General features: G+C 62.9%; 20 protein-coding genes and 1 pseudogene. 13 read left to right on the forward strand and 8 right to left on the reverse strand.

Annotated elements, in window-relative coordinates; all coding sequences use genetic code 11:
• Positions 1-616: 616 nt before the first annotated feature.
• Positions 617-1,564 (reverse strand): pseudouridine-5'-phosphate glycosidase, encoded by a 948-nt coding sequence (locus tag ACV229_RS26375; RefSeq protein WP_448086195.1) that lies wholly within the window; start codon positions 1,562-1,564, stop codon positions 617-619.
• Positions 1,565-1,822: 258 nt separating this feature from the next.
• Between ACV229_RS26375 and ACV229_RS26380 the strand changes: the two are divergent.
• The 3 genes and pseudogenes from ACV229_RS26380 to ACV229_RS26390 form a co-directional block, all read left to right on the forward strand.
• A pseudogene (locus tag ACV229_RS26380) lies at positions 1,823-1,903 on the forward strand (elongation factor P); the annotation flags it as partial.
• Positions 1,904-2,033: 130 nt separating this feature from the next.
• A complete protein-coding gene (locus tag ACV229_RS26385) occupies positions 2,034-2,363 on the forward strand; it encodes a hypothetical protein (protein WP_448086050.1) in 330 nt (109 codons plus the stop codon).
• 287 nt (positions 2,364-2,650) lie between these two features.
• Positions 2,651-2,917, forward strand: a complete 267-nt coding sequence (locus tag ACV229_RS26390; protein ID WP_448086051.1) for a hypothetical protein — start codon at positions 2,651-2,653, stop codon at positions 2,915-2,917.
• A gap of 170 nt (positions 2,918-3,087) precedes the next feature.
• On the opposite strand, the gene ACV229_RS26395 is transcribed toward ACV229_RS26390, so the two are convergent.
• From ACV229_RS26395 to imuA, 3 genes are read right to left on the reverse strand one after another with little or no spacing between them, the layout of a single operon-like run.
• Positions 3,088-6,237, reverse strand: a complete 3,150-nt coding sequence (locus ACV229_RS26395; RefSeq protein WP_448086052.1) for an error-prone DNA polymerase — start codon at positions 6,235-6,237, stop codon at positions 3,088-3,090.
• A 6-nt stretch (positions 6,238-6,243) separates the two neighbouring features.
• Positions 6,244-7,722 (reverse strand): Y-family DNA polymerase, encoded by a 1,479-nt coding sequence (locus ACV229_RS26400; protein ID WP_448086053.1) that lies wholly within the window; start codon positions 7,720-7,722, stop codon positions 6,244-6,246.
• Positions 7,643-8,359 (reverse strand): translesion DNA synthesis-associated protein ImuA, encoded by a 717-nt coding sequence (gene imuA / locus ACV229_RS26405; protein WP_448086054.1) that lies wholly within the window; start codon positions 8,357-8,359, stop codon positions 7,643-7,645. Before imuA ends, ACV229_RS26400 begins: the two co-directional genes overlap by 80 nt.
• 338 nt (positions 8,360-8,697) lie before the next feature.
• Here imuA and ACV229_RS26410 point away from each other — a divergent pair, with 338 nt between their 5' ends.
• The 4 genes from ACV229_RS26410 to ACV229_RS26425 all read left to right on the forward strand — a co-directional run bounded on the left by ACV229_RS26410 (position 8,698) and on the right by ACV229_RS26425 (position 10,778).
• On the forward strand, positions 8,698-9,009 hold the full coding sequence (locus ACV229_RS26410) for a winged helix-turn-helix domain-containing protein (protein ID WP_448086055.1): 312 nt from the start codon (positions 8,698-8,700) through the stop codon (positions 9,007-9,009).
• Between the two features lie 94 nt (positions 9,010-9,103).
• Positions 9,104-10,090 carry a deazapurine DNA modification protein DpdA family protein gene (locus ACV229_RS26415; RefSeq protein WP_448086056.1) on the forward strand — a complete coding sequence of 329 codons (987 nt, stop codon included), beginning with the start codon at positions 9,104-9,106 and terminating at the stop codon, positions 10,088-10,090.
• Between the two features lie 94 nt (positions 10,091-10,184).
• Entirely contained in the window at positions 10,185-10,433 is a 249-nt protein-coding gene (locus ACV229_RS26420; protein WP_448086057.1) for a hypothetical protein, read from the forward strand.
• A gap of 81 nt (positions 10,434-10,514) precedes the next feature.
• Entirely contained in the window at positions 10,515-10,778 is a 264-nt protein-coding gene (locus ACV229_RS26425; protein ID WP_448086058.1) for a hypothetical protein, read from the forward strand.
• A gap of 589 nt (positions 10,779-11,367) precedes the next feature.
• Here the strand turns inward: ACV229_RS26425 and ACV229_RS26430 are convergent.
• Positions 11,368-11,613, reverse strand: coding sequence for a hypothetical protein (locus ACV229_RS26430; RefSeq protein WP_448086059.1), 246 nt, complete (start codon positions 11,611-11,613; stop codon positions 11,368-11,370).
• 73 nt (positions 11,614-11,686) lie between these two features.
• On the opposite strand from ACV229_RS26430, the gene ACV229_RS26435 reads away from it, so the two are divergent.
• Positions 11,687-11,866 carry a helix-turn-helix domain-containing protein gene (locus ACV229_RS26435; RefSeq protein WP_448086060.1) on the forward strand — a complete coding sequence of 60 codons (180 nt, stop codon included), beginning with the start codon at positions 11,687-11,689 and terminating at the stop codon, positions 11,864-11,866.
• A gap of 1 nt (position 11,867) precedes the next feature.
• On the opposite strand, the gene ACV229_RS26440 is transcribed toward ACV229_RS26435, so the two are convergent.
• The gene (locus ACV229_RS26440; protein WP_448086061.1) at positions 11,868-12,155 is read right to left on the reverse strand and encodes a helix-turn-helix domain-containing protein; all 288 of its coding nucleotides are present in this window, start codon (positions 12,153-12,155) and stop codon (positions 11,868-11,870) included.
• Positions 12,148-12,462 carry a transcriptional regulator gene (locus tag ACV229_RS26445; protein WP_448086196.1) on the reverse strand — a complete coding sequence of 105 codons (315 nt, stop codon included), beginning with the start codon at positions 12,460-12,462 and terminating at the stop codon, positions 12,148-12,150. Before ACV229_RS26445 ends, ACV229_RS26440 begins: the two co-directional genes overlap by 8 nt.
• A 239-nt stretch (positions 12,463-12,701) precedes the next feature.
• On the opposite strand from ACV229_RS26445, the gene ACV229_RS26450 reads away from it, so the two are divergent.
• The 4 genes from ACV229_RS26450 (at position 12,702) to ACV229_RS26465 (ending at position 18,536) form a co-directional block, all read left to right on the forward strand.
• Positions 12,702-16,052, forward strand: a complete 3,351-nt coding sequence (locus ACV229_RS26450) for a DEAD/DEAH box helicase (RefSeq protein WP_448086062.1) — start codon at positions 12,702-12,704, stop codon at positions 16,050-16,052.
• Positions 16,053-16,118: 66 nt separating this feature from the next.
• The gene (locus ACV229_RS26455; RefSeq protein WP_448086063.1) at positions 16,119-16,787 is read left to right on the forward strand and encodes a DUF6880 family protein; all 669 of its coding nucleotides are present in this window, start codon (positions 16,119-16,121) and stop codon (positions 16,785-16,787) included.
• Between the two features lie 520 nt (positions 16,788-17,307).
• A complete protein-coding gene (locus tag ACV229_RS26460; RefSeq protein WP_448086064.1) occupies positions 17,308-17,640 on the forward strand; it encodes a tetratricopeptide repeat protein in 333 nt (110 codons plus the stop codon).
• Positions 17,641-17,792: 152 nt separating this feature from the next.
• A complete protein-coding gene (locus tag ACV229_RS26465; RefSeq protein ID WP_448086065.1) occupies positions 17,793-18,536 on the forward strand; it encodes a GNAT family N-acetyltransferase in 744 nt (247 codons plus the stop codon).
• A gap of 484 nt (positions 18,537-19,020) precedes the next feature.
• On the opposite strand, the gene ACV229_RS26470 is transcribed toward ACV229_RS26465, so the two are convergent.
• A complete protein-coding gene (locus tag ACV229_RS26470) occupies positions 19,021-19,479 on the reverse strand; it encodes an HU family DNA-binding protein (protein ID WP_448086197.1) in 459 nt (152 codons plus the stop codon).
• A 984-nt stretch (positions 19,480-20,463) separates the two neighbouring features.
• Between ACV229_RS26470 and ACV229_RS26475 the strand changes: the two genes are divergently transcribed.
• On the forward strand, positions 20,464-20,667 hold the full coding sequence (locus ACV229_RS26475) for a cold-shock protein (RefSeq protein ID WP_448086066.1): 204 nt from the start codon (positions 20,464-20,466) through the stop codon (positions 20,665-20,667).
• The last annotated feature ends 298 nt before the right edge of the window (positions 20,668-20,965 follow it).

Raw genomic sequence — 20,965 nt, forward strand, 5'->3', positions numbered from 1 at the left:
GAAGGCCTTTGCTTCCGGCAACCGCAACTGACGTGATACCGCAGAGGATAAGTGTCGCTAACGCCTTCATGTCCAATTCACTTCAATTAGGGTGAAAGAAGATTTTCTGTCTGGCCTGGCGGGCTGTCCACCATTCGTTTGCCACCCATCTGCTCGAATCGGGATACGACAGGCAGCCGGCCCGACGGTCTTCTGTGAAGGCTCATACCAGGAGCTCGATTGACCGCAGTTGGCCGGCCAACCGTCGGATGTGATCGGCGGTTGGCGGCGTCCATCGGATGTACGTGGCTTCCTGCCCAGTCGCAGACCGCCGGACATTTCCACCGTCAGTGGTATCGCGGTTGCGGCCAATCGCGACGTCCGGCTTTGTACGCAGCTCACAGGCAGGCTGGGCGCTCACTCGTGGTATGGCTTGCGCACTTGCGGTGTCACCGTCATTTGTGACACCCGAAAGCTTCAGCCATCTCGGTACGTCCATTGCTGATTCTCTCGCTTCCGGCCGTGGCGGTTGCCGGAAGCGAGTGGCGAGCGGGAAAGCGCTGCCTTTGCACAGCGCACGCCTTGAGTATCGTTCGAAAGTGACTCGAAGTTTGATAGAGATCGAACATTCCGGCGGCTACGCCGCGCCCGTATGGCGCCCCACGTGTGCCAACGACAGTGCCAGCCTTGCCCCCACCTCGGCGTTGTGTTTCACGAGGGCGATGTTTGTCGCCAGGCTGCGCCCATTCGTCAGCGCCTCGATCCGAGCCAGCAGGAAGGGCGTCACCGCCTTGCCAGCGATTCCTTGCGCCGCGGCCTCGGCGAGCGCCTGCTGAGTGAGCGTCTCGATCTCTTCGAACTTCATCGCTGCCGCTTCCGGCACAGGGGTGCTCAACACCACACCACCCACGAGGCCCAAGTCCCACTTGGTACGAATGAACCGCGCCTGCTCCGCCGCGTCGTCAAGCCTGAAGTTCGCGCGAAAGCCGCTATCGCGCGTGTAGAACGCAGCGAAATTGTCTTGTTCGCAACTGAGTACCGGAACGCCGTGGGTTTCCAGGTATTCCAAAGTGAGCCCGATGTCCAGGACGGACTTCGCACCAGCACAGACCACCGTCACCGAGGTCTTCGCCAGTTCCTGCAGGTCGGCCGAGATGTCGAAGGTTTCCTGCGCGCCGCGGTGCACGCCGCCAATGCCGCCGGTGACGAAGACTTCAATGCCGGCCAACGCAGCACATATCATCGTGCCAGCCACTGTCGTGGCGCCGAGCCCCCCACCGGCCAAGACCGCCGGAAGGTCGCGGCGGCTGACCTTGTGTACGTTGTCCGAGCGGCCAATCAGTTCCAGCTCGTCATCCGAAAGGCCGATATGGATTCGCCCACCGATCAATGCAATGGTGGCGGGCTCCACTCCCAGGTCACGTATCAGGGCCTCCACTTCGCGTGCCGTTCGAACGTTCTCCGGGTAGGGCATGCCGTGAGCAATGATGGTCGATTCGAGCGCCACTAGCGGGCGGCCGGCAGCCCGTGCGGCGGCCATGGGCACGCTGTCGGTCAACCAGGAGTGAGCAAGGTTGGCAACCATCTCGATGCATTCGGTGACGTCATTCAGCAAAGTATGCAGCAAAGGCCACGGTACCGCCGGAGCATCCCACGAATTCGGATGACTCTTCGTCAGTCTGAGACAAGGCTGGTTCAAATTCGCCAGAATGATTTGTCGCTGTTGCGGCCGGCCGGTTGTTGGGGGGGCCGCTGCGGTGCAAGGCTGAAAGCGTCATCTTGCTGGCCAGGCGGAGACAAGCACATGGTCGAGGCTTCCGGACCTAAGTCGGGCATGGTCGTCATGCTGGACGGCGAACTTCATAGCGTCGTCAGCGCCGGGTACCACGCTGGCGGTGGTCAGCAGGGTAGCGCGGTCTTTGCCAGGGTCAAGAGCCTGAAGACCGGTCACATCAAGGAGCTGCGGTTCCACCCGAGCGGCAAGCTCGATGAGTTCGCGGCTCGATCGCAAGGAGATGGAATATCTGTACACGGATCGTGTGGCCTTCTACTTCATGAATGCCGATACTTTCGAACAAATCGTTTTTCCTCGGAAACCATTGGCACATTCGAAAAATTTCTTCAGCCCAATATGCGAATCCCGGTGCAGCTGTACGAGGGCGAGCCCGTCAGCATTGCATTTCCCCCCTGCGGTCGAGTTAAGCGTCGTGTCCACGCCGCCGGGCCTGCACGAGCATGAAACCTCCACCTTCAAGACGGCCACGCTCGAGAGCGGCATGGAAGTTCTCGTTCCTCAATTCATAAAAGAAGAGGACACGGTGCGAATTGAAATCGCCTCAGGAAGATACCTGGAGCGGGTAAGACGTGGGACGCGAAAACCATGACTGCAGCATTTCTTGTTCCGCCGAAGTCCGATCTGGCTGCGCGCGCTGTTCGGGCGCATGTTGCAGCGCTAATCCACGATATGACGTTACTTTGGCGCAGATTTCGGAGCGATGTCATCAGTTATTTCCTCCGCCGGAAACAACTCCAGCATGCCGCGCGGCTCCAAGAGGGAGCCGTGCCTCTTGGATTCTGGGAATGGCTGCAAGGGATAGCCCCTTGGCGCTAGCTTCGGCCAACAGCATGCAATACTCTCGAAATATCTTCGGCCAACGTGACAGCAAACCTTATGAACAACTCGAGCCTGAGCCTCACTTCCGCTGCCGTACGCCAAGATTCAAGCATATGGTTTTCTGCATACAAATTCGGGTGGGGGTGCGGTGCATTTGCCTTGCCAAGTGCTGTAGTTTGCGGTCAGCTTGGCGCCGTCAACACGGACGCGCGACAATTGCTGCTTGCGTTTGAGCTTGGCAAGCAGGGAATTTTGCGTGCCGTCACTCGACACGGACCGGCGATCGGCGGCGAGCGTGTAGATCTCGATTCGTCCTATTTTTAATTCCGGCGAGCTCAAATGGCGCAGCGTAGCTACTAGCTACGGCGATCAGTAAATGTGTCAGGCATGCAAAAGCGGTGGCCGAAGTACGGCGAACCACTGCAGTTGATAGTATCGAGATCAGTGTTCTCTTTCGCCGCTCCGGATCGCAGGCCTATGGTGGCGCGATTGCGTTAGCAAAACTCTCGCGCCGTCGTCGGCAGTGCCCCGAGCAACTCGGTTCGATCGACAAGCTTGCTCGCGATCAAGTGCCGCACCTTACCCTCGACCTGCCATACACCGTAGACGGCGAGCAGCGATGCGCCGAGCGCTTCTTTCCGGAAGTTTTCCAGCAGGCCGGGCCACAGGATGACGTTGACTTGACCCGTCTCATCCTCAAGCGTCATGAAGAGGACGCCATTCGCTGTGCCCGGACGCTGCCGTACCGTGACGAGCCCGCATGCGCGTGCGAGTTGCCCGTTGCGCAGCGTCGCCAGCTGATCGGCGGACTGTAGGCGATCGAGCTTCAGACGATCTCGCAGCAGCGCGAGAGGATGCCGGCCAAGCGTGAAACCCATCGCGCGGTAGTCCGTCACGATCTCCTTTCCCTCGGAAGCCTGCGGTAATACCGGCGCCGCGTCATCGCGTTCGGTACCGCGTAGCAGATCCCGGTCGGGCACCGCAGCGGCCGCCAGCCAGAGCGCCGCGCGGCGGTTGCCACCTGCCAATGTGCGCAGCGCGTTCGCACGCGCGAGCACCTGCAAATCGTGCCGGTCGAGCTGCGCCCGGCGCGCGAGATCTGCGACGTCGACGAATGGCCGCACCGCGCGCGCGAACTCGATGCGGCTGGCCGTGTCCTCGCGCATGCCACGCAGCAACGAGAAGCCGAGCCGCACGGGCGCCGACGTCGTTGGGCCCTCGATCGCGGAATCCCACGTGCTCACGGCGACGTCGACGGCCAGCACTTGGACGCCGCGGCGCCGGGCATCCTGCAGCAGCTGCGACGGCGTATAGAAGCCCATCGGCTGACTGTTGAGCAGCGCGGCAAGGAAAACCGCCGGTTCGTGCCGGCGCAGCCACGCGCTCGAGTAGACGAGCAGCGCGAAGCTGGCCGCATGGCTCTCCGGGAACCCGTACTCGCCGAAACCCTTGATTTGCGCGAAGATCGCTTCGGCGAACTCCCGATCGTAGCCGCGCGCGAGCATGCCGCTGACGAGCCGGTCGTGGTACGGCTCGAGGCCGCCCTTGCGCTTCCATGCGGCCATCGCGCGTCGCAGCTGGTCGGCCTCGCCGGCGGAGAAGCCGGCCGCCAGCATCGCGACCTGCATTACCTGCTCCTGGAAGATCGGCACGCCAAGCGTGCGCTTCAGCGCCTTCTCCATGCCCTCCGACGGGAACGTGACGGGTTCCAGCCCCTGCCGGCGGCGCAGGAACGGATGCACCATCCCGCCTTGCACCGGGCCCGGCCGAACAATCGCGACCTCGATCACGAGATCGTAGAAGCACTGAGGCCGCAATCGCGGCAGCATCGACATCTGCGCGCGTGATTCGACCTGGAACACGCCCATGCTGTCGCCGTCGCACAGCATGTCATACGTCGCTGCGTCCTCAGGCGGGATGTCCTGCAGTTCGAATGTCTCGCCGCGCTTCTCGGAGATCATGTCGAGCGCGCGCCGGACCATCGACAGCATGCCCAGCGCGAGCACGTCGATCTTCAAAATGCCGAGCGCCTCGATGTCGTCCTTGTCCCACTGGATGATTGTGCGGTCTTCCATCGCCGCGTTCTCGACCGGGACGAGCCGCGTAAGCTTGCCGCGGCTAATCACGAAGCCGCCGGAATGCTGCGACAGGTGCCGTGGGTAGCCGAGCAGCTGAGCGGCGAACGCGGCCCATTGCTGGTTGAGCGGTGCGTCGGGATCGAGACCGGCCTCGGCGAAGCGCTGCAGCAGATCCACGCGCGAGTCGAACCAGTGGTGACTTTTTGCGACCCGATCGACGATTGCCGGATCGACGCCGAGCGCCTTACCGGCCTCGCGCAGCGCGCTCCTCGGCCGGTACGTCGTGACGGCTGCCGTCAGCGCCGCGCGCGTGCGCCCGTACTTCCGGTAGATGTATTGCATCACTTCCTCGCGGCGCTGATGCTCGAAGTCGACGTCGATATCGGGCGGCTCGTTGCGCTCCTTGCTGATGAACCGCTCGAACAGCATCGACTGCCGTGACGGGTCGACTTCCGTCACGCCAAGGCAATAGCAGACGGCAGAGTTCGCGGCGGAACCGCGGCCCTGGCACAAGATGCCTTGCCCACGCGCGAAGCGGACGATGTCGAACACCGTCAGGAAATATGCCTCGTAGTTAAGCTCGGCGATCAGCTGCAGTTCGTGCTCGACCTGGGCCTGCACGTCGACCGGGATGCCGGCCGGGAAGCGACGGTGCGCGCCGATGTAGGTCTGCTCGCGCAGGTAAGTCGCGGCGTCATAACCGGCCGGCACCAGTTCATCCGGATATTCGTATTTCAGGTCGTCGAGTGTGAACGTACAGCGCCGCGCGACGCGCACGGTTTCCTCCAGTGCGCCAGCCGGGTAGAGGTTGGCGAGGCGCAGGCGCGATCGCAGGTGGCGCTCCGCATTCGGCGCCAGCTCATAGCCGCATTCGGAGACGGGCCGGCCGAGCCGGATTGACGTCAGCACGTCCTGCAGCGGCTTGCGTGACCGAACGTGCATGAGCGGCCAACTGGTGGCCACCACGGGCACGCCGTGGCATGCGGCGACGCGCTCGACCACGCCCCGGTGGATGTCGTCCATCGCACGTGCGTGCAACGTCAACGCGACCCACGCGCGATCGCCGAACACACGGGCGAACCATTCGACCTGCGACTCGAGGCGCGGCTCGCTGGCCGGGAAGTCGGGCGACAGAATCGCGATACAGTCGGGCAGGCCGCGCAGGTGCGTAAAGGGGGCTTCCGGATGCTCGAGATCAAGCGGCGCCAGGCGGTACGCGCCTTTCTTGCTGCGCATGCGGCCGAGCGAAACCAGTTCGCAGAGGTTGCTGTAGCCGTCGCGGTTCATCGCGAGTGCGGTGAACGCGATCGCTGGCGATCCATCGGCGGCCGTCAACCGAAAGTGCGATCCGATAATCAGTGGCAGACCTGCCGCCTTCGCTTCGACGTGCGCACGCACGACGCCGGCGAGCGAACACTCGTCGGTGATCGCGATTGCGCTGTAACCGAGTTGTGCCGCGCGCGCGACGTATTCCTCGGCGTGCGACGCGCCATGCAGGAATGAAAAATCGCTGGCGACCTGCAGTTCCGCGTAAGCGGGCAGGGCGCCGTATTCGGCGGCGCTCATCGCGAATCAACCGAACAGGCCGTGCAAGAAGAACCGCGGTTCGCTGTCGTCGCTGGCCGTCGGCCGTTCCTTGAAAATCCAATAGCACACGCCGGCTTCATCCTCGGCCACGAAATAGTCGCGCGTGACGATCCGACCGTCCTGCCAGCCGCCTTCGATGCGCTCGCCCGGCGATACCATGCGCAGTGGCGTGCCATAGAACGGGCGATGCTGGCGCGTGAGCAGCGGGACAGGCTTGTCGAGCAGCCAGGCTGGCCGCGGCAGATCCGCCGGCAGCGGCGACGCCTTTGGCGCATCGCGCAGCGGCACCCATCTGGCGGCCGCTTCCGGACGGTAGTCGGCCATGGGCGCCGGGACGAGCACGTTCTCTGCGCCGAGGCGCGCGGTCAGCAGTTCGAGCAACCGCGTGTGATCCTGCGGCGTGCCGCCCGGTTCCGGGAACAGCGAATCGCTCGGTGCGGCCGCTTGCTGCACGCTGCGGGCAATGAGCCGCACGACAATTACGGGCCCGGCGAGTTCGACGTGCGCGAGCCGCTCCTTGACGAGGCGCGTCAGGTGCTCCTCGAACCGGGTGGGGGCGCCCAATGCGATTTCGATCTCGGTCGGTGCGATCGCATCGCGGCCGCGTTCGTGCTCGAGCAGCAGCGCAAACGCGGCGACGTCCAGTTGCTTCGCCGCGAGCCAGCCAGTCAGCTGCAGGATCAGCCGGCGCGCGACGAACAGCAGCGCCTCGGCATGCTCGACCCGGTCCATCAGTTCGACGCGGGTGTCGAACGAGGTCGGCATGTCGAGCCAGTCGTATGCGGCCGGCGCGGTGCCGGCGACTTGGTCGAGCCAGTCGAGCAGCTGCGTGCCGCACCGCTTCTTGAGCCCGGCGCGCGGCAGGCGCTGCAGATCTGCGAGCGTTTCGCAGCCGAGCTCGTCGAACCACGTCGCGAATCGGCGCGCATCGGGGGCGATCACGAGCGGCACGCGTGCGAGCGCACGGCGCAACGATCGGGCCGACAGCGCGAGCCCGCCGCGCAGGCCGCGGGCGACCATCCACGCTGCTGGGCCCGTCGATGCCACAGATATCGCGGCGGAGACCCCGAAGGATGTAACGACATTCCGAACGCGCTGACGCAGCGCGCGGACGCCATGGAAGAGGCGCACACTGGCCGTCACGTCGAGCAGCACGACGGCCTCGTCGGCGTCGACGACGCTCGGGGTGAACTGCAGCAGAGCGTACGCGACGCCGAGCACGAGCTCGCGCTCGCGCGCGACGTCGCGCTCGCGGATCTGCGCGTCCGGCGCGAGCGACAGCACCCCTCCGCGGCGCATGCCGGCGACGACGCCCAGCGCGCGCGCGGCACGATCGAGCGCCACGACGCGGCCACGCTCGAGCACGACGAGACCGCACGCATCGTCAGGTGATGGCGCCGGCGATCGTGGCCGGAACGCTTCGAGGTTGAGGTGCGGCAGATGCACGCCGATCCAGACTTGCATGACGATTCAACAAAATCGGCGAGGGTGATAGCGGGACGAACAGCGGCGTATCACGATGCGGCCCGCGACGCTTTACGAACGTGATGTCGACACCGTCGCGCTTCGGTGCCAGCGCGAGCCGCAGCGGCGCCGGCGACGCGTCGCGTGCGGCGGCTGCCGGTCGGAACAGAAAGAACAATGCAGAACCGCTTTGCGCGGCCAGATTGAGGCGGCGCAACGCGTCCGCGCGTATGTTCGACTGCCAAAGCAGCACCGCGGCACACGTGCCGGCGCGCAGCGCCTGTTCAGCGGCCCACAGCGCGTCAGCCGTGCGCGGCGCCGGTAGCGTGATAAACCCGGACGGATCGACGCCCCAATACGCGAGCGCGAGCGGCTGCAGCGCGTGCGGCGGCTGAATGAGCACGATCGGCCGGCCCGCCAAGCGCGCGAGCACGGGCGCCAGAAGCCGGAGCTCGCCGATGCCGGGCTGCTGCGTGAGCAGTTCCACCAGCGCACTGGCCGGCCAGCCGCCGCCAGGCAGCTCGGCCGTCAGTTCCGGATGGCCTGTGTCGACGCCGCGCGCGCTCGAGCGGGCCAGTTGTGACGCTCGCCAGAGCGATGGGTGAATTCGCTCGGGGTGGACAAGGGCGGGGTGCATGGACGAAACGCTAGCATTACTGTATGGATATACAGTAATGCTAGCGTACGCAGGCCGGATAGGCGAGCGTCGCTCGCAACTATAAACGGGGTCGAATCGTATAATCGCGCGCCAACGGACCAAAGCGGCGAAAGCGGTACAAAAACCGCGAGCTTTCGAGGCGAATATGGGACGCGACGGCGCTATGCTGGATCAACCTACCGCGCGATCCAGCGCATCGAAAGTCTCAATCATCGGCGATCTTCTGATCGCCCCCGCTTTCTTACCTGTCCCTTTCAAGCCCCTGCATGCGGGCCTTGCTCCCGTATGGAGGTGGCACGCGCATCAGTGGAGTACCTATGCCATCCGTTTCCTTCGCCACCTCGCCCGGCCGCTCGCGGGCTGCGACCGTGAGTCCGAGCCACTGGCGCCCGGACTTCGCCCGCATCCGCGGACATGTCGCGAACGCGATCGCCGACCAGATCGAGGCGGCCATTCGTTCTGGCGTATTCAAGCCTGGCGACAAGCTGCCGACCCAACAGGCAATTGCCGACTCGCTGGGCTTCCACCTGAACACCGTCTACGCCGCGTTCAAGGAACTCACGCGGCGAGGATTGGCCCTCAGGTTCGCCCGTCGGGGCACATTCGTGCTCGACTTCGAATCAGCCTGACCATTTCAATCGCCGGCTTGTCGCCAAGGCGGGCCGCACTCAACCCTCGCGGGCACGCCCGCAAGGGCCTGCTCGCGTCAAATTGCGAGCAACCATGATCTCCTCTGTCTCAACGGGCCTCGCGCCTGATTTGCCCACTTGGCAGCGCAACGCTCCCAAGACCGATGACCTCACCGTCCGAGTCGGCATTCCACACCGGGGCGGCAAGCTCGCCTTTCATGCCTTCAACGAAGGGTATCCGGCCATGGTGTCGGCGAACGCCTTCTGGAATCCCGCGGTGCATCAGTTCCAGTTCCCGGACGCAACCGACCTCACCGAGCTGGACTACGCACTCGACAGCGCAGGCTTTACCGCGATGATGCTGTGGAAGCGGAAAGGGCGTCAGCGCGGGATGGCTGGTGTGTATCCGTGGACCTGTGCACAGTTCGTCGAGCTCGCCTCGTTGTCCGGCGCGACCTGGTATTCGGCGCCCGACATGGCGTGCGAGCCGGAGCTTGCGTCGAACCAAGCCGAAGTTGATTACCGCGTCGACGCGACCGCAACGTTGCTCGAAGGCACGCTGCGCGTCTGCTATGCATGGCAAAACGCGCTCGCGCGCTCCAGCGACGCCCAAACGGTGCAGAACCTGATTCGGATCCCCACCCCAGTCATACAGGGATGGTCCGCCTCGACGTACGTCCGGAGCCTTGAACTGACGCTGGAGGTGTGGGAGCGGTGGCAGCCGTGGGTCGCGCCACCGACGCTCATCGGCGTCGGCTCAGTATGCCGGCGCAGTTTGACTGACCCGCAACATGGGCTGTTCACCATCCTTGATCGGCTCGAACGCGCACTACCGAAAGGGATGCGGCTGCACCTCTTCGGCGTCAAGGGAGACGCCCTGCGTGAACTGAAGATGCACGACGCGGTCGCGTCCGTCGACACGATGGCCTGGGATTTCGGTGCTCGCGTGAAGGCGCATCGGGCAGGGCGGTCAAACACGATCGCCCACCGCTCGGCGGAAATGACCCGCTGGATAACCGCGGCGCTATCGCGCACGCGCCCATCGGCGGGCGACCAGTACCGCCTATCTCTCGCTGTGTGAAACCACACGGCACCTCTCTCATCGCCGCGCACGCGGTTTTTCTTACCCCACTGGGCGGCCCAATCGGGCCGCCCATATTTCTTCTGGAGCACATATGGAATCGCGACACGACACCACTTCCGGCTCGGTGCCGGTTCGACATCGCCTCGACATGGCGTTCTGGTCGGACCTCGATCCCGAAGTCGCAGACCTCGACGCGGATTCGCACGTTGGCCGAGCCGTTTGCGGCCTTCTCGTCCGTTTGCAGAGCGTCGTCAACACGCAAGCGGAACTGGAGTCTGAGCATGTCGATCTGCTCAAGCAGATTGGAATACGCCAGTCCAGTATTTGGCTGTTCGGTTGATAGCCGCAATCGTTCAATCATGCCCCCAGCACGCCCGGAAACTCCACGGAGGGGGAATTCACGCTTTGAAAAGGATCACGTATGAGACGCAAACGAAAGAAGCGCCTCGCCCAGCTTCGGCCACCGGGTATCCGTGTGGACGAGGTCGGCCGGGTCATCGGCCACGTAAAGGCCGTCGTTCGCAGCATCGGTCACGTCGACGACGATTCCGTCATTGACCTTGTACTGGAGTCAGCCAGTGGCCTGTCGATCACGCTGTCTGACACGGAAGAAGAGTGGGTCGTGTTCAGAGTGCTTGGCCGGGCGCGACTTATCGATTCGGACTACGCCCACCGGTGGTGGTGATCTCTTAACCCTAAGTCCTATCGGGGATATCTATCAACCGTCACGAGGAGCTCTCCCTGCTTTGGGGTGCTCCTCGTGTTTGTAGGAGCGCAGGTAATGCCGATCGTCAATTCGCTGTCTGCTCATCAGATCAAGCGCAAGTGGTAGCTCAGCTTCGATGCCGTTCTGCGATCGCAAACCATGGACGAGTACCGAGTCCACATTCGCGGCGCATACGGCAGCTTGCGGGGAGTCAAATGTGCGGAGAGCCCCTTGGCGACAACGGCCGTCTCCGCGCACAAGGGCGCCAACGCGCGCGTCTGCTATTGCGCCGCGCTCGATCAGCAGCATCGAGCATTGAAACGCGTCACGCGCACATGTGTACGCCGCGACGGCTCACTGCACTTCTTCCGAAATGCCCTTCATCGGTATGGCTTTGATGTCGCGCAAGGCCATGCTATTTGCATGGTGGGTATAGCCAAAAGCATCGGCGTATGCCCCGTGCGCGGCGCGCTTCCGTTGGTCTGGCTCTTAAGACGGGAATCCGACCTCATCGAAACTCGCCATAGCTCCTCCGTTGGATTGTTCGTATTGTGCGGGCAAGAGGCGTTCACTTTGCTGGCGGCGCGCCTGCTGCGTCACGCGCGATCTTCAGGAGCCCTTGCGCGATGACGACATTCGCGTTGTGTGAGATGTCGGTCGCGCCGTTTTTCAGCATCGTGAGCGGCAATTGGGCGGCGATCGGTTCCCATGCGGCAAGCAGCGCCTTGGGGTCGGGATGCGTCTTGAACAGCACGCCAAGCGCGGCGGTGAACACGGTTGCCGGGTCGGCGTCGTCTGCTTGGGGTAAATCCATTGCGATACCCTCCAGAATGCAAAATGCCGATGCTGCTCCGTGTCAGAATCGGCATCCTGCTAACATCGCGAACATGAAAGCACAAGACTTCTCCCGCTCGCTGAGTGTGCTCGGCTGGTCGCAGGCCGAGTTTGCGCGCCGCCTTGGCGTTGATCCGACAACCGTATCCCGGTGGATCGGCAACAGCAAATTCCCGAAGTGGGTCGGCGAATACCTTCGCCTCGCCCTGCTGGTGAAAACCGCGCTCGACTGAATCAGCTGGCCAGTTGAAGGTCTTTCAACGCCTCAGGGTGCTGGACGGCCACGCGCAGCAGCGTTTGCGCCGCGCCGGTCGGGTTCCGGCGGCCCTGTTCCCAGTCCTGATAGGTGCGCACCGACACGCCGAGCAGGGATGCGAACGCGCTCTGCGACATGCCGACCTTCGCGCGGGCGACTGACGCCTCGGTGGGCTCGACGCGCGTGGCGCGCGCCACTTCGCGGCCCTTCATTTGGCGGACCGACTTCAGCAGGTCCGCTTGAAACTGTTCCATTTCCTTATCCACGATCGATTTCCTCACGAAGTTGGTTGAGAAAGCTCGCCGGCAGATTGTCGAACTTCGCTTTCGTGTACGCGATCAGCAGCCAGATTTCGCCGTCATCGAGCATGTTGTAATAGATGACGCGCGCGCCGCCGCGCTTGCCCATCCCGGCCCGAGACCATCGTACCTTGCGTAGCCCTGACGTGCCGGGGATCACGTCGCCCGCGAGCGGGTTGTTCGCGATCCAATTGATGAATTCTTCGCGCTCGCTGTCGCGCCAAATGTCGTCGACGTAGCGCAGAAATACCGGGGTTTCGATGATCGTGTACATGCCGCAACTATACGGCAATGCCGTATAGTTTGCAAGAGGCGGCGCGGACGCGGCAAAAAGAACGCGCCCGTCTGTTCGCGCCGTTCTGGAGAAGGCGAGGGAGACCACTGACACACCCTCCCCAACAGGACCTGCGGAGCAACCCGACGAAGCACGCGCGTAAAATGCCTGGCGCCTCAGCCTGATTGCGGCAACTCTCTCAAACCTCTCGATACACGTACGACCCAGATCTTCTGCCGATGACCATTCAATACGACCGAAAGCAAATCACGGAATGGCTGGGCTCCTACACGGTCGCCAAGGCGCGCGACTACGCGCCCGCCGTCTCGGATCTGCGCTGGCGCGACAGCCATAAGCTCACGGGAAAGGTACAAGGCACACGGTCGCGCCCCTATGACGTCTGGGTCGTGTTCAACGACGTCGACAAGGGTATGTGGATCGAAAACGAGTGCACGTGTCCGGTCGGCTTCGAGTGCAAGCACGTGGCGGCATTGTTGATCGCCGGCCTTGTCCACCTGCCCAAACAAGCGGTCACCGGCGTGCGTCCCGAGCTGGTAGGCTGGCTCGAGGCTTTTCGGGCCAGGCATCTGGGCGCGCCCGCGGGCAGTAAAAAAGCGACCGCCCGGGCATCCCATGCGCTCGCCTACGTGATCACCAGTTCGTATCAGGGCTACCCGCAGATCGTGCTGTACAAGGCGCGGGTGACCGCCGACGGCTCGATTCGCTCGCTCGAGGACGCGTGGCACAACATCGAGAATGCGCTCGTCAAGCCGCCGAAGTTCGTGAGCGAAGAAGATCTACCGATCTTGCGCGGACTGTGGCTCGGGCGCTCACGCGGCTCATATGGCGGCCAGCTCGGGCTGCAGGGCGCCACGGGCGCTGCGCTTCTCGAAAAACTCATTGCCACCGGCCGCGCCTTTGCTTCACCCGAGGCCAGCACCATGCATTCCGGACAACCGTGCCCACTGCGCGGCGGACCAGTCCGCCTGGGACACTTTACCTGGCAGACACTGCCCGACACGCGGATGCGTCCAGGCCTGCAGACCGAACCTGCTGCCACCGTGCTGATTACGGCAACGGAGCCGTGCTGGTATCTGGATGCCCAGGCGGGCGAAGCCGGACCGGTCGAGTTGGCTTGGCCCGCCTCCCAAATCGCGGACGTGCTGTCGATGCCTGCCATCACCCTTGACGAGGCTCCGCTCGTGGGCAACGTGCTGCGCGAAGTGACGCCCGGCGTGCCGCTGCCGCCCGCGTACGACCAGTCGAGCGTGCGCACGATCGGGGCCACGCCGGTACCGGTGCTCTCGCTCGATACGTTGCTGACCTGGAGCCCGGGTTGGTCGTCGACGAACGTACAGAATGCGCTCGATTTCGCGACCGTCAGCTTTGACTACGAGGGTGAACGCGTTCCCGCGCAGGGAAACACGGCGCTCATCCGTCTCGGCGCGCACGGCGAACTCATGCAGATCCAGCGCGATTCCGCCAGCGAGAAGCGCCGCCTGACGGAGCTGCAGCGGGCCGGGCTGCGTGTCATCTCATCCAATCGGGCGCGGGGCCCTCAGGCTTTCCCGGCAGGTATGCTCGAACCGTCAGGGGCGAACGATTGGCCGAGCTTCATGAAACACACGTTGCCGGCCCTGCGTGAGAAAGGCTGGCTGGTCGAGATGGCGGCCGCGTTCCGTCACAACGTGATTGAGATCAATGCGATCGAGGGTAGCCTGCGGCAGACGGACGAAGGCTGGTTCGACGTCGAAATGGGCATTACGGTCAACGGCCAGCGGGTGCGCCTCGAGCCGCTGCTGGCCGATCTTTTTGCGCGCGATGCGCGCTGGCTCTCCGGGCAGCTGGACAGCATCGCCGACGATGAAGCCATTGAACTTAAGACGCCGAGCAACGAACGGCTGCGCTTGCCGGCCGGGCGTCTGAAACCAGTCGTGCGCGTGCTGGTCGATCTGCTCGAGCATGTCGGCAGCGGCATGCAGATTTCCGAGTGGGATGCCGCGCGCCTCGCGGCGCTCGACGATACTGGCCGCTGGCAGTTTCATGGCAACGCATCAGTCCGCCAGCTCGCCCAGCGCCTGATGGCCGGGCCAGGTGTCACTGAAGTGCCTGTGCCGCAGGGACTGCAGGCTGAACTGCGCGGCTATCAGCGTCAGGGGCTCGCCTGGATGCAGTTCCTGCGCGAACATAAACTCTCGGGCGTGCTCGCCGACGACATGGGCCTGGGCAAGACGGTGCAGACCCTCGCGCACATTCTTGCCGAAAAGGAGGCGGGTCGCCTCGGACAGCCCGCGCTCGTCGTCGTGCCGACCACGCTCATACACAACTGGTGCGACGAGGCGCAGCGCTTCGCGCCCGCGTTGCGCGTCCTCAACCTGCATGGTGCGCAACGCCACGCGCGCTTCGACGAGATCGCCGGGCATGATCTCGTGCTCACGACCTATGCGCTCGCCTGGCGCGACGAGGAAATGCTCGCGCAGCACGCGTATCACCTGCTGATCCTCGACGAGGCCCAGTACGTCAAGAACGCGGCCACCAAGGCGGCCGCCACCATCCGCGCCCTGCGGGCGACGCACCGCCTGTGCCTGACCGGCACGCCGCTCGAGAATCACCTGGGTGAACTGTGGGCGCAGTTCGACTTCCTGCTCCCCGGGTTTCTGGGCTCGCGCGACGATTTCGCACGGCGCTGGCGGACTCCGATCGAAAAAGGCGGCGATGCCGTGCGGCGTGAGCTGCTCGCGCGCCGTATCCGCCCCTTCATGCTGCGCCGGCGCAAGGACGAAGTGGCCACCGAACTGCCGCCGAAGACGACCATCATGCGTACGGTCGATCTCGAAGGCGCACAGCGCGATCTGTACGAGACCGTGCGCGCCACAATGCAGAAGAAGGTTCGCGATGCAATTGCCGTCAATGGCCTTGCACGCAGCCATCTGATCGTGCTCGACGCACTGCTCAAGCTGCGCCAGGTCTGCTGCGACCCAAGACTGCTCAAGACCACGCAGGCCGCTCGCGTGAAGGAATCCGCCAAACTTGCGCTGCTGCTCGAGATGCTGCCCGAACTCATTGAGGAAGGGCGTCGAATCCTGCTGTTCTCGCAATTCACCAGCATGCTTGAGCTCATCTCAGCCGCGCTCGACAAAGCCCGGGTTCCGTACGTTATCCTGACCGGCGAAACGGTCGACCGTGCCGCCCCGGTCAGACGCTTTCAGCGGGGTGAGGTGCCGCTCTTCCTCATCAGCCTGAAGGCCGGGGGCGTGGGCCTGAACCTGACCGCGGCCGACACCGTCATCCACTACGATCCATGGTGGAATCCGGCCGTGGAGAATCAGGCCACCGATCGCGCGCATCGGCTTGGACAGGACAAGCCTGTGTTCGTCTATAAGCTGATCACGGCCGGCAGTGTGGAGGAAAAAATCGTCGCGCTGCAGCAGCATAAGGCCGCACTCGCCAGCGCGATCCTCTCCGACGATGCCGCAGGCACAGTCAAGTTCTCGGCCCATGATCTCGAGGCGCTGTTCGAGCCGATTCCTGGCATGCCCGCCCAATCGTCACCGCTGAAACCCAGGTCGCGCAGACGGACTGGAACGTAGCACAACTGATTTCTCAAGTATTCCACCGTCCGCGGCATCAAAGGCTTTTATTCTGCAGGAGATTGTATGTCAAGCGAGGATGATCCGATCAATGCCAAAGCCTTGGCGGCCGTCGGGCCGGAACGCCTGGCCACACTGCTGGCCGAGGTGGCGATGACGAACCCGTGCATGCGGCGTCGGTTGCAATTCGAACTGTCCGCCCAAAAGGACGAAAACATTGTCGCTGCCGTTCGCGAATGGATCAGCGAATTCGGCGCGCAAACGTCGTTTCTCGACGCGGAACAGGTCGGCGAACTGGCCGAGGAACTCGACGGCATGCGGGTCGCCATTGCATCGAATGTTTCCCGGTCGGCACCGGATCTTGCACCGGATCTGATGTGGCAGTTCTTCGCTCTGGCCGGAACCCTATTTGAACGCACGACCGAAGAGGGATGGGAAGTCAGCCGAGTTTTCGATCAGGCCTCCTCCGATCTGGTCAAGGTGAGCATCGACGCAGGCGTCGAGCCTTCGGCATTCGCCACGAAAGTTGTCGCTGCGATCATCTCCGATCAGTACGGAGAGTATCGTGCCCTGATTCGGGCTATTGCATCGGTTGAGCCGTGGGCGCCAACCTACGTCTTTGAGCTGAAGATCATGCTTCGCCAATCGCTGGACGAGCAGCACGGACCGAACAGCGAACGCGGGCGTGACTTGCAATGCGCGTTGCGGGAACTGGATTCCCGCTCTGCGCAATAGGCCGGTTAGCGATTTCGCTGTATCACTCCCCGGAAAGCCTTGTCCACCAAGGGATTGGGGCAGATTTTCAGTTTTCGGGCAATGGGCAAAAAGAGCCATGTTCTGCGGGGTTCGTCCAGCCCACGCGTGGCCGCCGTAACGCGCTGCGCTTCACGTTCCGGGACGTGATACTGCTGCGCACCGCGTTCCAGCTACAGTCGGCGAATATACCCGCGCGCAGGATTTTGCGCGCGTTCACGAAGCTCAAGGCTGAGCTGCCGGAAGAATTGCCTCCTTCGGGTATCCGCATTACGGCCGTCGGCGACAGCGTCGCGATCAGGACGGCGCGGCTCAATGGGACGCCGATTCTGGCCAGTTTCCGCTCGACTTCGAGGTCGCACCTCTCAAGGGCGACGTTGCATTCCTCGACTCAGCGCCGCGCAATCTCAAGAGCGCTGGGCAGCAGCCCGCTGAGTGGTTTGCGCTGGCTGAGCAACTCACCGATACCGACATCGTCGGTGCCGAACAGGCCTACCGGAAGGTGCTTGAGATTTCGCCAGAACCTCACTTCGACGCGTACACCAATCTTGGCGCGCTCCTTTGCGAGGCGGAGTCGCGGTGCGAGGAGGCCCTGTCCGTCTTCGACACGGCTCTGAGACATTTCGCGGATGATGCATTGCTCCACTTCAACCGCGAAGTTGTGCTGGAGGAGCTGAAACGGGTCGACGATGCAGCGCTCGCCTACGAGCGGTGCATCGAACTTGACCCAACGTATGCAGACGCGCATTTCAATCTCGCGAGGCTGAGCGAGATACGCGGCGACAAGCAGGGCTTGCTCCGCCACCTGAGCGCGTATCGCAGACTCAACGCCTGACTCCCCTTGTGTGACTTGCGGCAGTGCACTGATGAGAATGTGCGAGCCGGAATAGCGAGTCGATTCCCGCCTTTGCGGTGATTGAGCGTGAGGTCTGGCACAGCGGTAAAATAGGGCTAAACCTATCCACCCAGAGACACACTATCGTCTGCATGACTGTCGAACAGCGCGCGCGCCATTCACTGTTGTCTAAGCCGCTTGCCACGCCGTTGCCGCTTGAGGTCCGGGCCGGAGGGGCGGTTCTTGAGTGTGAGCGCGGCGGCCGCCGATATGTCGTCTACTGCGGGCACCATGAAAACTCATCTCCCCATGCTTCGGCCCGCTTACTGCGAAAGAAGCTGCGTGATGCGCGTGAGCAGGATGAGGCGAGCTGCGAGGCAGCGCCTCTTTCCGGGCAAAGTCTGTCAGAGCAGCACACTGCCTGGTCCTCTGTGACCGAGGGGGAAGATTGCGGAGACGGCGAGTCCGTCGCCGGTTGCGCACGGTTCGGGTACCAGCTCGTCGCGTATGCCGGCCGCTCGGCAGTGGGCTACTGTACATTCGTAGTCCGTATCGAGGACGCCGCCACCGGCCAGCTTCCATCGATTGAAATCGAGGTGCTCGAAATCTGGGTCGTGCCTGAACATCGCGGCGTTGGTGTCGGGGCTGCACTCGCCGAGTCCGTTGCCCAGCTGGCGGTACGTGGGCTCCTTGAACTCGAGTCCCGGCTTTCGCGCCGTCGCAAGGCGACCCGCTTCAGTCTCGCTGTTGTGGCGGATATCCACTCGTCATCTGGCGCGCACTTTCTTCACATGACAGTCAACTTCCTTCGCGAGAAGATTGACAAACTTGGCGTCCAGTTCTCGAGCGGGCTTCCGCACGTACTCTTTGACGACATCGAGCTGGAGCTGCGCTAATCCTGGTACCCCCTTCCTGCGCGGATTCCGCCTGGCTATCCGAGCCACACGGGGGAGAGGTTGTCTTCCCGGTCGTTCTGCATCGGGATATCGACTCTAATCGGCCGCCGTTTCCGGCGCGTGGAGTCTCGACCTCACCGTGTCATCGTCGAACGGTCGCAGTCTGAGCATTGCGGAAAAATATTCGTACACGTCCAGTTACTTCGGCGAAACAGCGTGCAACCAGACTGCCCAGGCGCTGATGCCGGCAGTGCAGGACCTGATTGCAAAGGTGGTAGATGCGCCAGATTTCCCGTCTTTTGCTAAAGTGACATAGTCCGGCGCACGTGGGGCACTCGCGGTTGTACACGGCGAGTGCTCGGCAGTATCGCCCAGCTCATCTTGAGTAGCGAGATTAAATCAAGGCCCGTGCGCCTCAGGCATAGAAGCAAAAAAGCCCCTCAGACTTCCGTCGCGAGGGGCGCTTCCTTTCCAGCGGCTCGGTTTAGAGCGCGGCGTCCTTCAGCTTCTTCAGCGGGCGCACTTTCAGACGCACTGAAGCGGGCTTCGCGGCGAACCACTTGTCTTCACCAGTGAACGGGTCCTTGCCGAAACGCTTCTTCTTTGCCGGCACGTCCTGAGCAACAATCTTCAGCAGACCCGGCAGCGTGAACGCTTTCGCGCCCTTCTTGTGGACCGACGCGAGCACCGTTTCTTCCAGTGCGGCCATCAAAGCCTTCGCGGCTTTCGGCTCTACACCTGCGCGCTCGGCAAGGTGGATGGCCAGCGAAGCCTTCGTGAACGAATCCTTGATGGGTTTCAGCGGCGCGGTAGCGACCGCCTTCTTCGCGACGGGGGCCGCAGCCTTCTTCACCGGGGACGCCTTCGCCTTTTTCTCGACCGGAGTTACCGCTTTCTTCGCAGCCGGCTTTGCTGCAGCTTTCGTTGCACTCGTTGTTGCCATAGATTCCTCGTCATTGGTCAAAGGTTGGCCCGAGACCTTTGTCTTTGCGTAGTCACCGACAATACGCAAAGACCTAAATCCTCAGGCTGGCGCTAGCGTAGCAACTCGGATTTGAATCCGCAACGGGCGAGGCGCTAAAACAAGGGGGTTGGAGCCGAGTTGACGCAAAAACAACGACCTGTACCCCTCCGCACAAGACTGCGCCCATGTACACGGCTATGCGAAAGGGTTTGAATTACGGGCGAGAGGAGTAAACCGCTCGCGCGGGTCCGGCGTCGGGTGCCAACGATGGCGCCGGGCACTCGTGCAAGCAAAAGGACCTTCACTAAACGGCCTGGTGTGCAAAAAGGCTGATTGAGGCGCTCGGGTTCGCCGACGCCGAGCACAATGAGCGGCCCAGCGACCCTGCCAGTTTTCACACCCTCATTGCGCACCGCCGTCAGTGTCAGCTGCAATGTGACGACGAGGGGCGGTACGCCATGAGCTTCTGGTAACGGGAACTTCGCGTTCATACTGCTCGCACCAGTCTGGGCTGGTGCGTGCTTGTTTTTGTGGTGCACCGCCCGGCGGCATGTCGGGTGCGTATGCAGTTACGGCGGCAGCCTCCCCCTCATCGTCTTCGGGAAAGGGCGCTTAAGTAAAGAGGGTACTCAGCCGTCTTCGTTAACGGCGCGTGGGCGATTGGCGCAGACCGAGTGCCGCGACGCGAAGCTGATGCGGTGCGCTGTCGCCAACGAGCGCATCTCACGGTGCTCTGAGGCTGTGTCTCGCAGCGGGAGCCAAACCAGACAAACGCCAATTGACCCGCGCAACGAGCCGCCGTATAAACCGCTATGCGCCAACTCAAGCTTCAAGTGACAAGTATGGGTCGCTCGTGTTTCCGAATCTTCCGCGATACCCCTCCGATTTGTTCTTTCACTTTTCTTGAATTCGCGTACGCGCGAGGGGCTCGCACGATGACCAATCCAACCAATAGGGAATAACATGGCAACCGGTACGGTTAAGTGGTTCAACGACGCTAAGGGTTTCGGCTTCATTACGCCGGACGATGGCGGCGAAGACCTGTTTGCTCATTTTTCGGAAGTGAGGGCGGAGGGCTTCAAGTCTCTTCAGGAGGGGCAAAAGGTGAGCTTCGAGGTCAAGCAAGGACCGAAGGGCAAGCAGGCGGCCAACATTCAACCAATCTGACATCTCGGCGGCACTTGCTGTCGCGCAAAGAATGGTCCGCGGAGACGGGCCATTCTCTTTTCAGCTATATGCCGTTTGTGAATGCGGACAGTGCCACGTCCTGGATTCACCGCGCCCGCAGGGATGGCAAGGTCACCGCCTTTGTTGAGGGTACGGCCACGGCATGGGCAGAGTGTTCACAGCGGCCTTCGAGGCTGCACGGGATGCGTCGTGGAAGGGGCCTCGAGAGTGCGAGGCGAAGCACCGGGTATCGGCCAGAATCGTTGCGCTCCAGGCGGACTTATCGTCTACGCCTGAA

The organism is Burkholderia sp. MR1-5-21, assembly GCF_053427715.1.

Coding starts and splice junctions, on each gene's coding strand:
- ACV229_RS26375 (WP_448086195.1), bottom strand. CDS start 1,564: ATGGTTGCCAACCTTGCTCACTCCTGGTTGACCGACAGCGTGCCCATG.
- ACV229_RS26385 (WP_448086050.1), top strand. CDS start 2,034: ATGAATGCCGATACTTTCGAACAAATCGTTTTTCCTCGGAAACCATTG.
- ACV229_RS26390 (WP_448086051.1), top strand. CDS start 2,651: ATGAACAACTCGAGCCTGAGCCTCACTTCCGCTGCCGTACGCCAAGAT.
- ACV229_RS26395 (WP_448086052.1), bottom strand. CDS start 6,237: ATGAGCGCCGCCGAATACGGCGCCCTGCCCGCTTACGCGGAACTGCAG.
- ACV229_RS26400 (WP_448086053.1), bottom strand. CDS start 7,722: ATGCAAGTCTGGATCGGCGTGCATCTGCCGCACCTCAACCTCGAAGCG.
- imuA (WP_448086054.1), bottom strand. CDS start 8,359: ATGCACCCCGCCCTTGTCCACCCCGAGCGAATTCACCCATCGCTCTGG.
- ACV229_RS26410 (WP_448086055.1), top strand. CDS start 8,698: ATGCCATCCGTTTCCTTCGCCACCTCGCCCGGCCGCTCGCGGGCTGCG.
- ACV229_RS26415 (WP_448086056.1), top strand. CDS start 9,104: ATGATCTCCTCTGTCTCAACGGGCCTCGCGCCTGATTTGCCCACTTGG.
- ACV229_RS26420 (WP_448086057.1), top strand. CDS start 10,185: ATGGAATCGCGACACGACACCACTTCCGGCTCGGTGCCGGTTCGACAT.
- ACV229_RS26425 (WP_448086058.1), top strand. CDS start 10,515: ATGAGACGCAAACGAAAGAAGCGCCTCGCCCAGCTTCGGCCACCGGGT.
- ACV229_RS26430 (WP_448086059.1), bottom strand. CDS start 11,613: ATGGATTTACCCCAAGCAGACGACGCCGACCCGGCAACCGTGTTCACC.
- ACV229_RS26435 (WP_448086060.1), top strand. CDS start 11,687: ATGAAAGCACAAGACTTCTCCCGCTCGCTGAGTGTGCTCGGCTGGTCG.
- ACV229_RS26445 (WP_448086196.1), bottom strand. CDS start 12,462: ATGTACACGATCATCGAAACCCCGGTATTTCTGCGCTACGTCGACGAC.
- ACV229_RS26450 (WP_448086062.1), top strand. CDS start 12,702: ATGACCATTCAATACGACCGAAAGCAAATCACGGAATGGCTGGGCTCC.
- ACV229_RS26455 (WP_448086063.1), top strand. CDS start 16,119: ATGTCAAGCGAGGATGATCCGATCAATGCCAAAGCCTTGGCGGCCGTC.
- ACV229_RS26465 (WP_448086065.1), top strand. CDS start 17,793: ATGACTGTCGAACAGCGCGCGCGCCATTCACTGTTGTCTAAGCCGCTT.
- ACV229_RS26470 (WP_448086197.1), bottom strand. CDS start 19,479: ATGGCAACAACGAGTGCAACGAAAGCTGCAGCAAAGCCGGCTGCGAAG.
- ACV229_RS26475 (WP_448086066.1), top strand. CDS start 20,464: ATGGCAACCGGTACGGTTAAGTGGTTCAACGACGCTAAGGGTTTCGGC.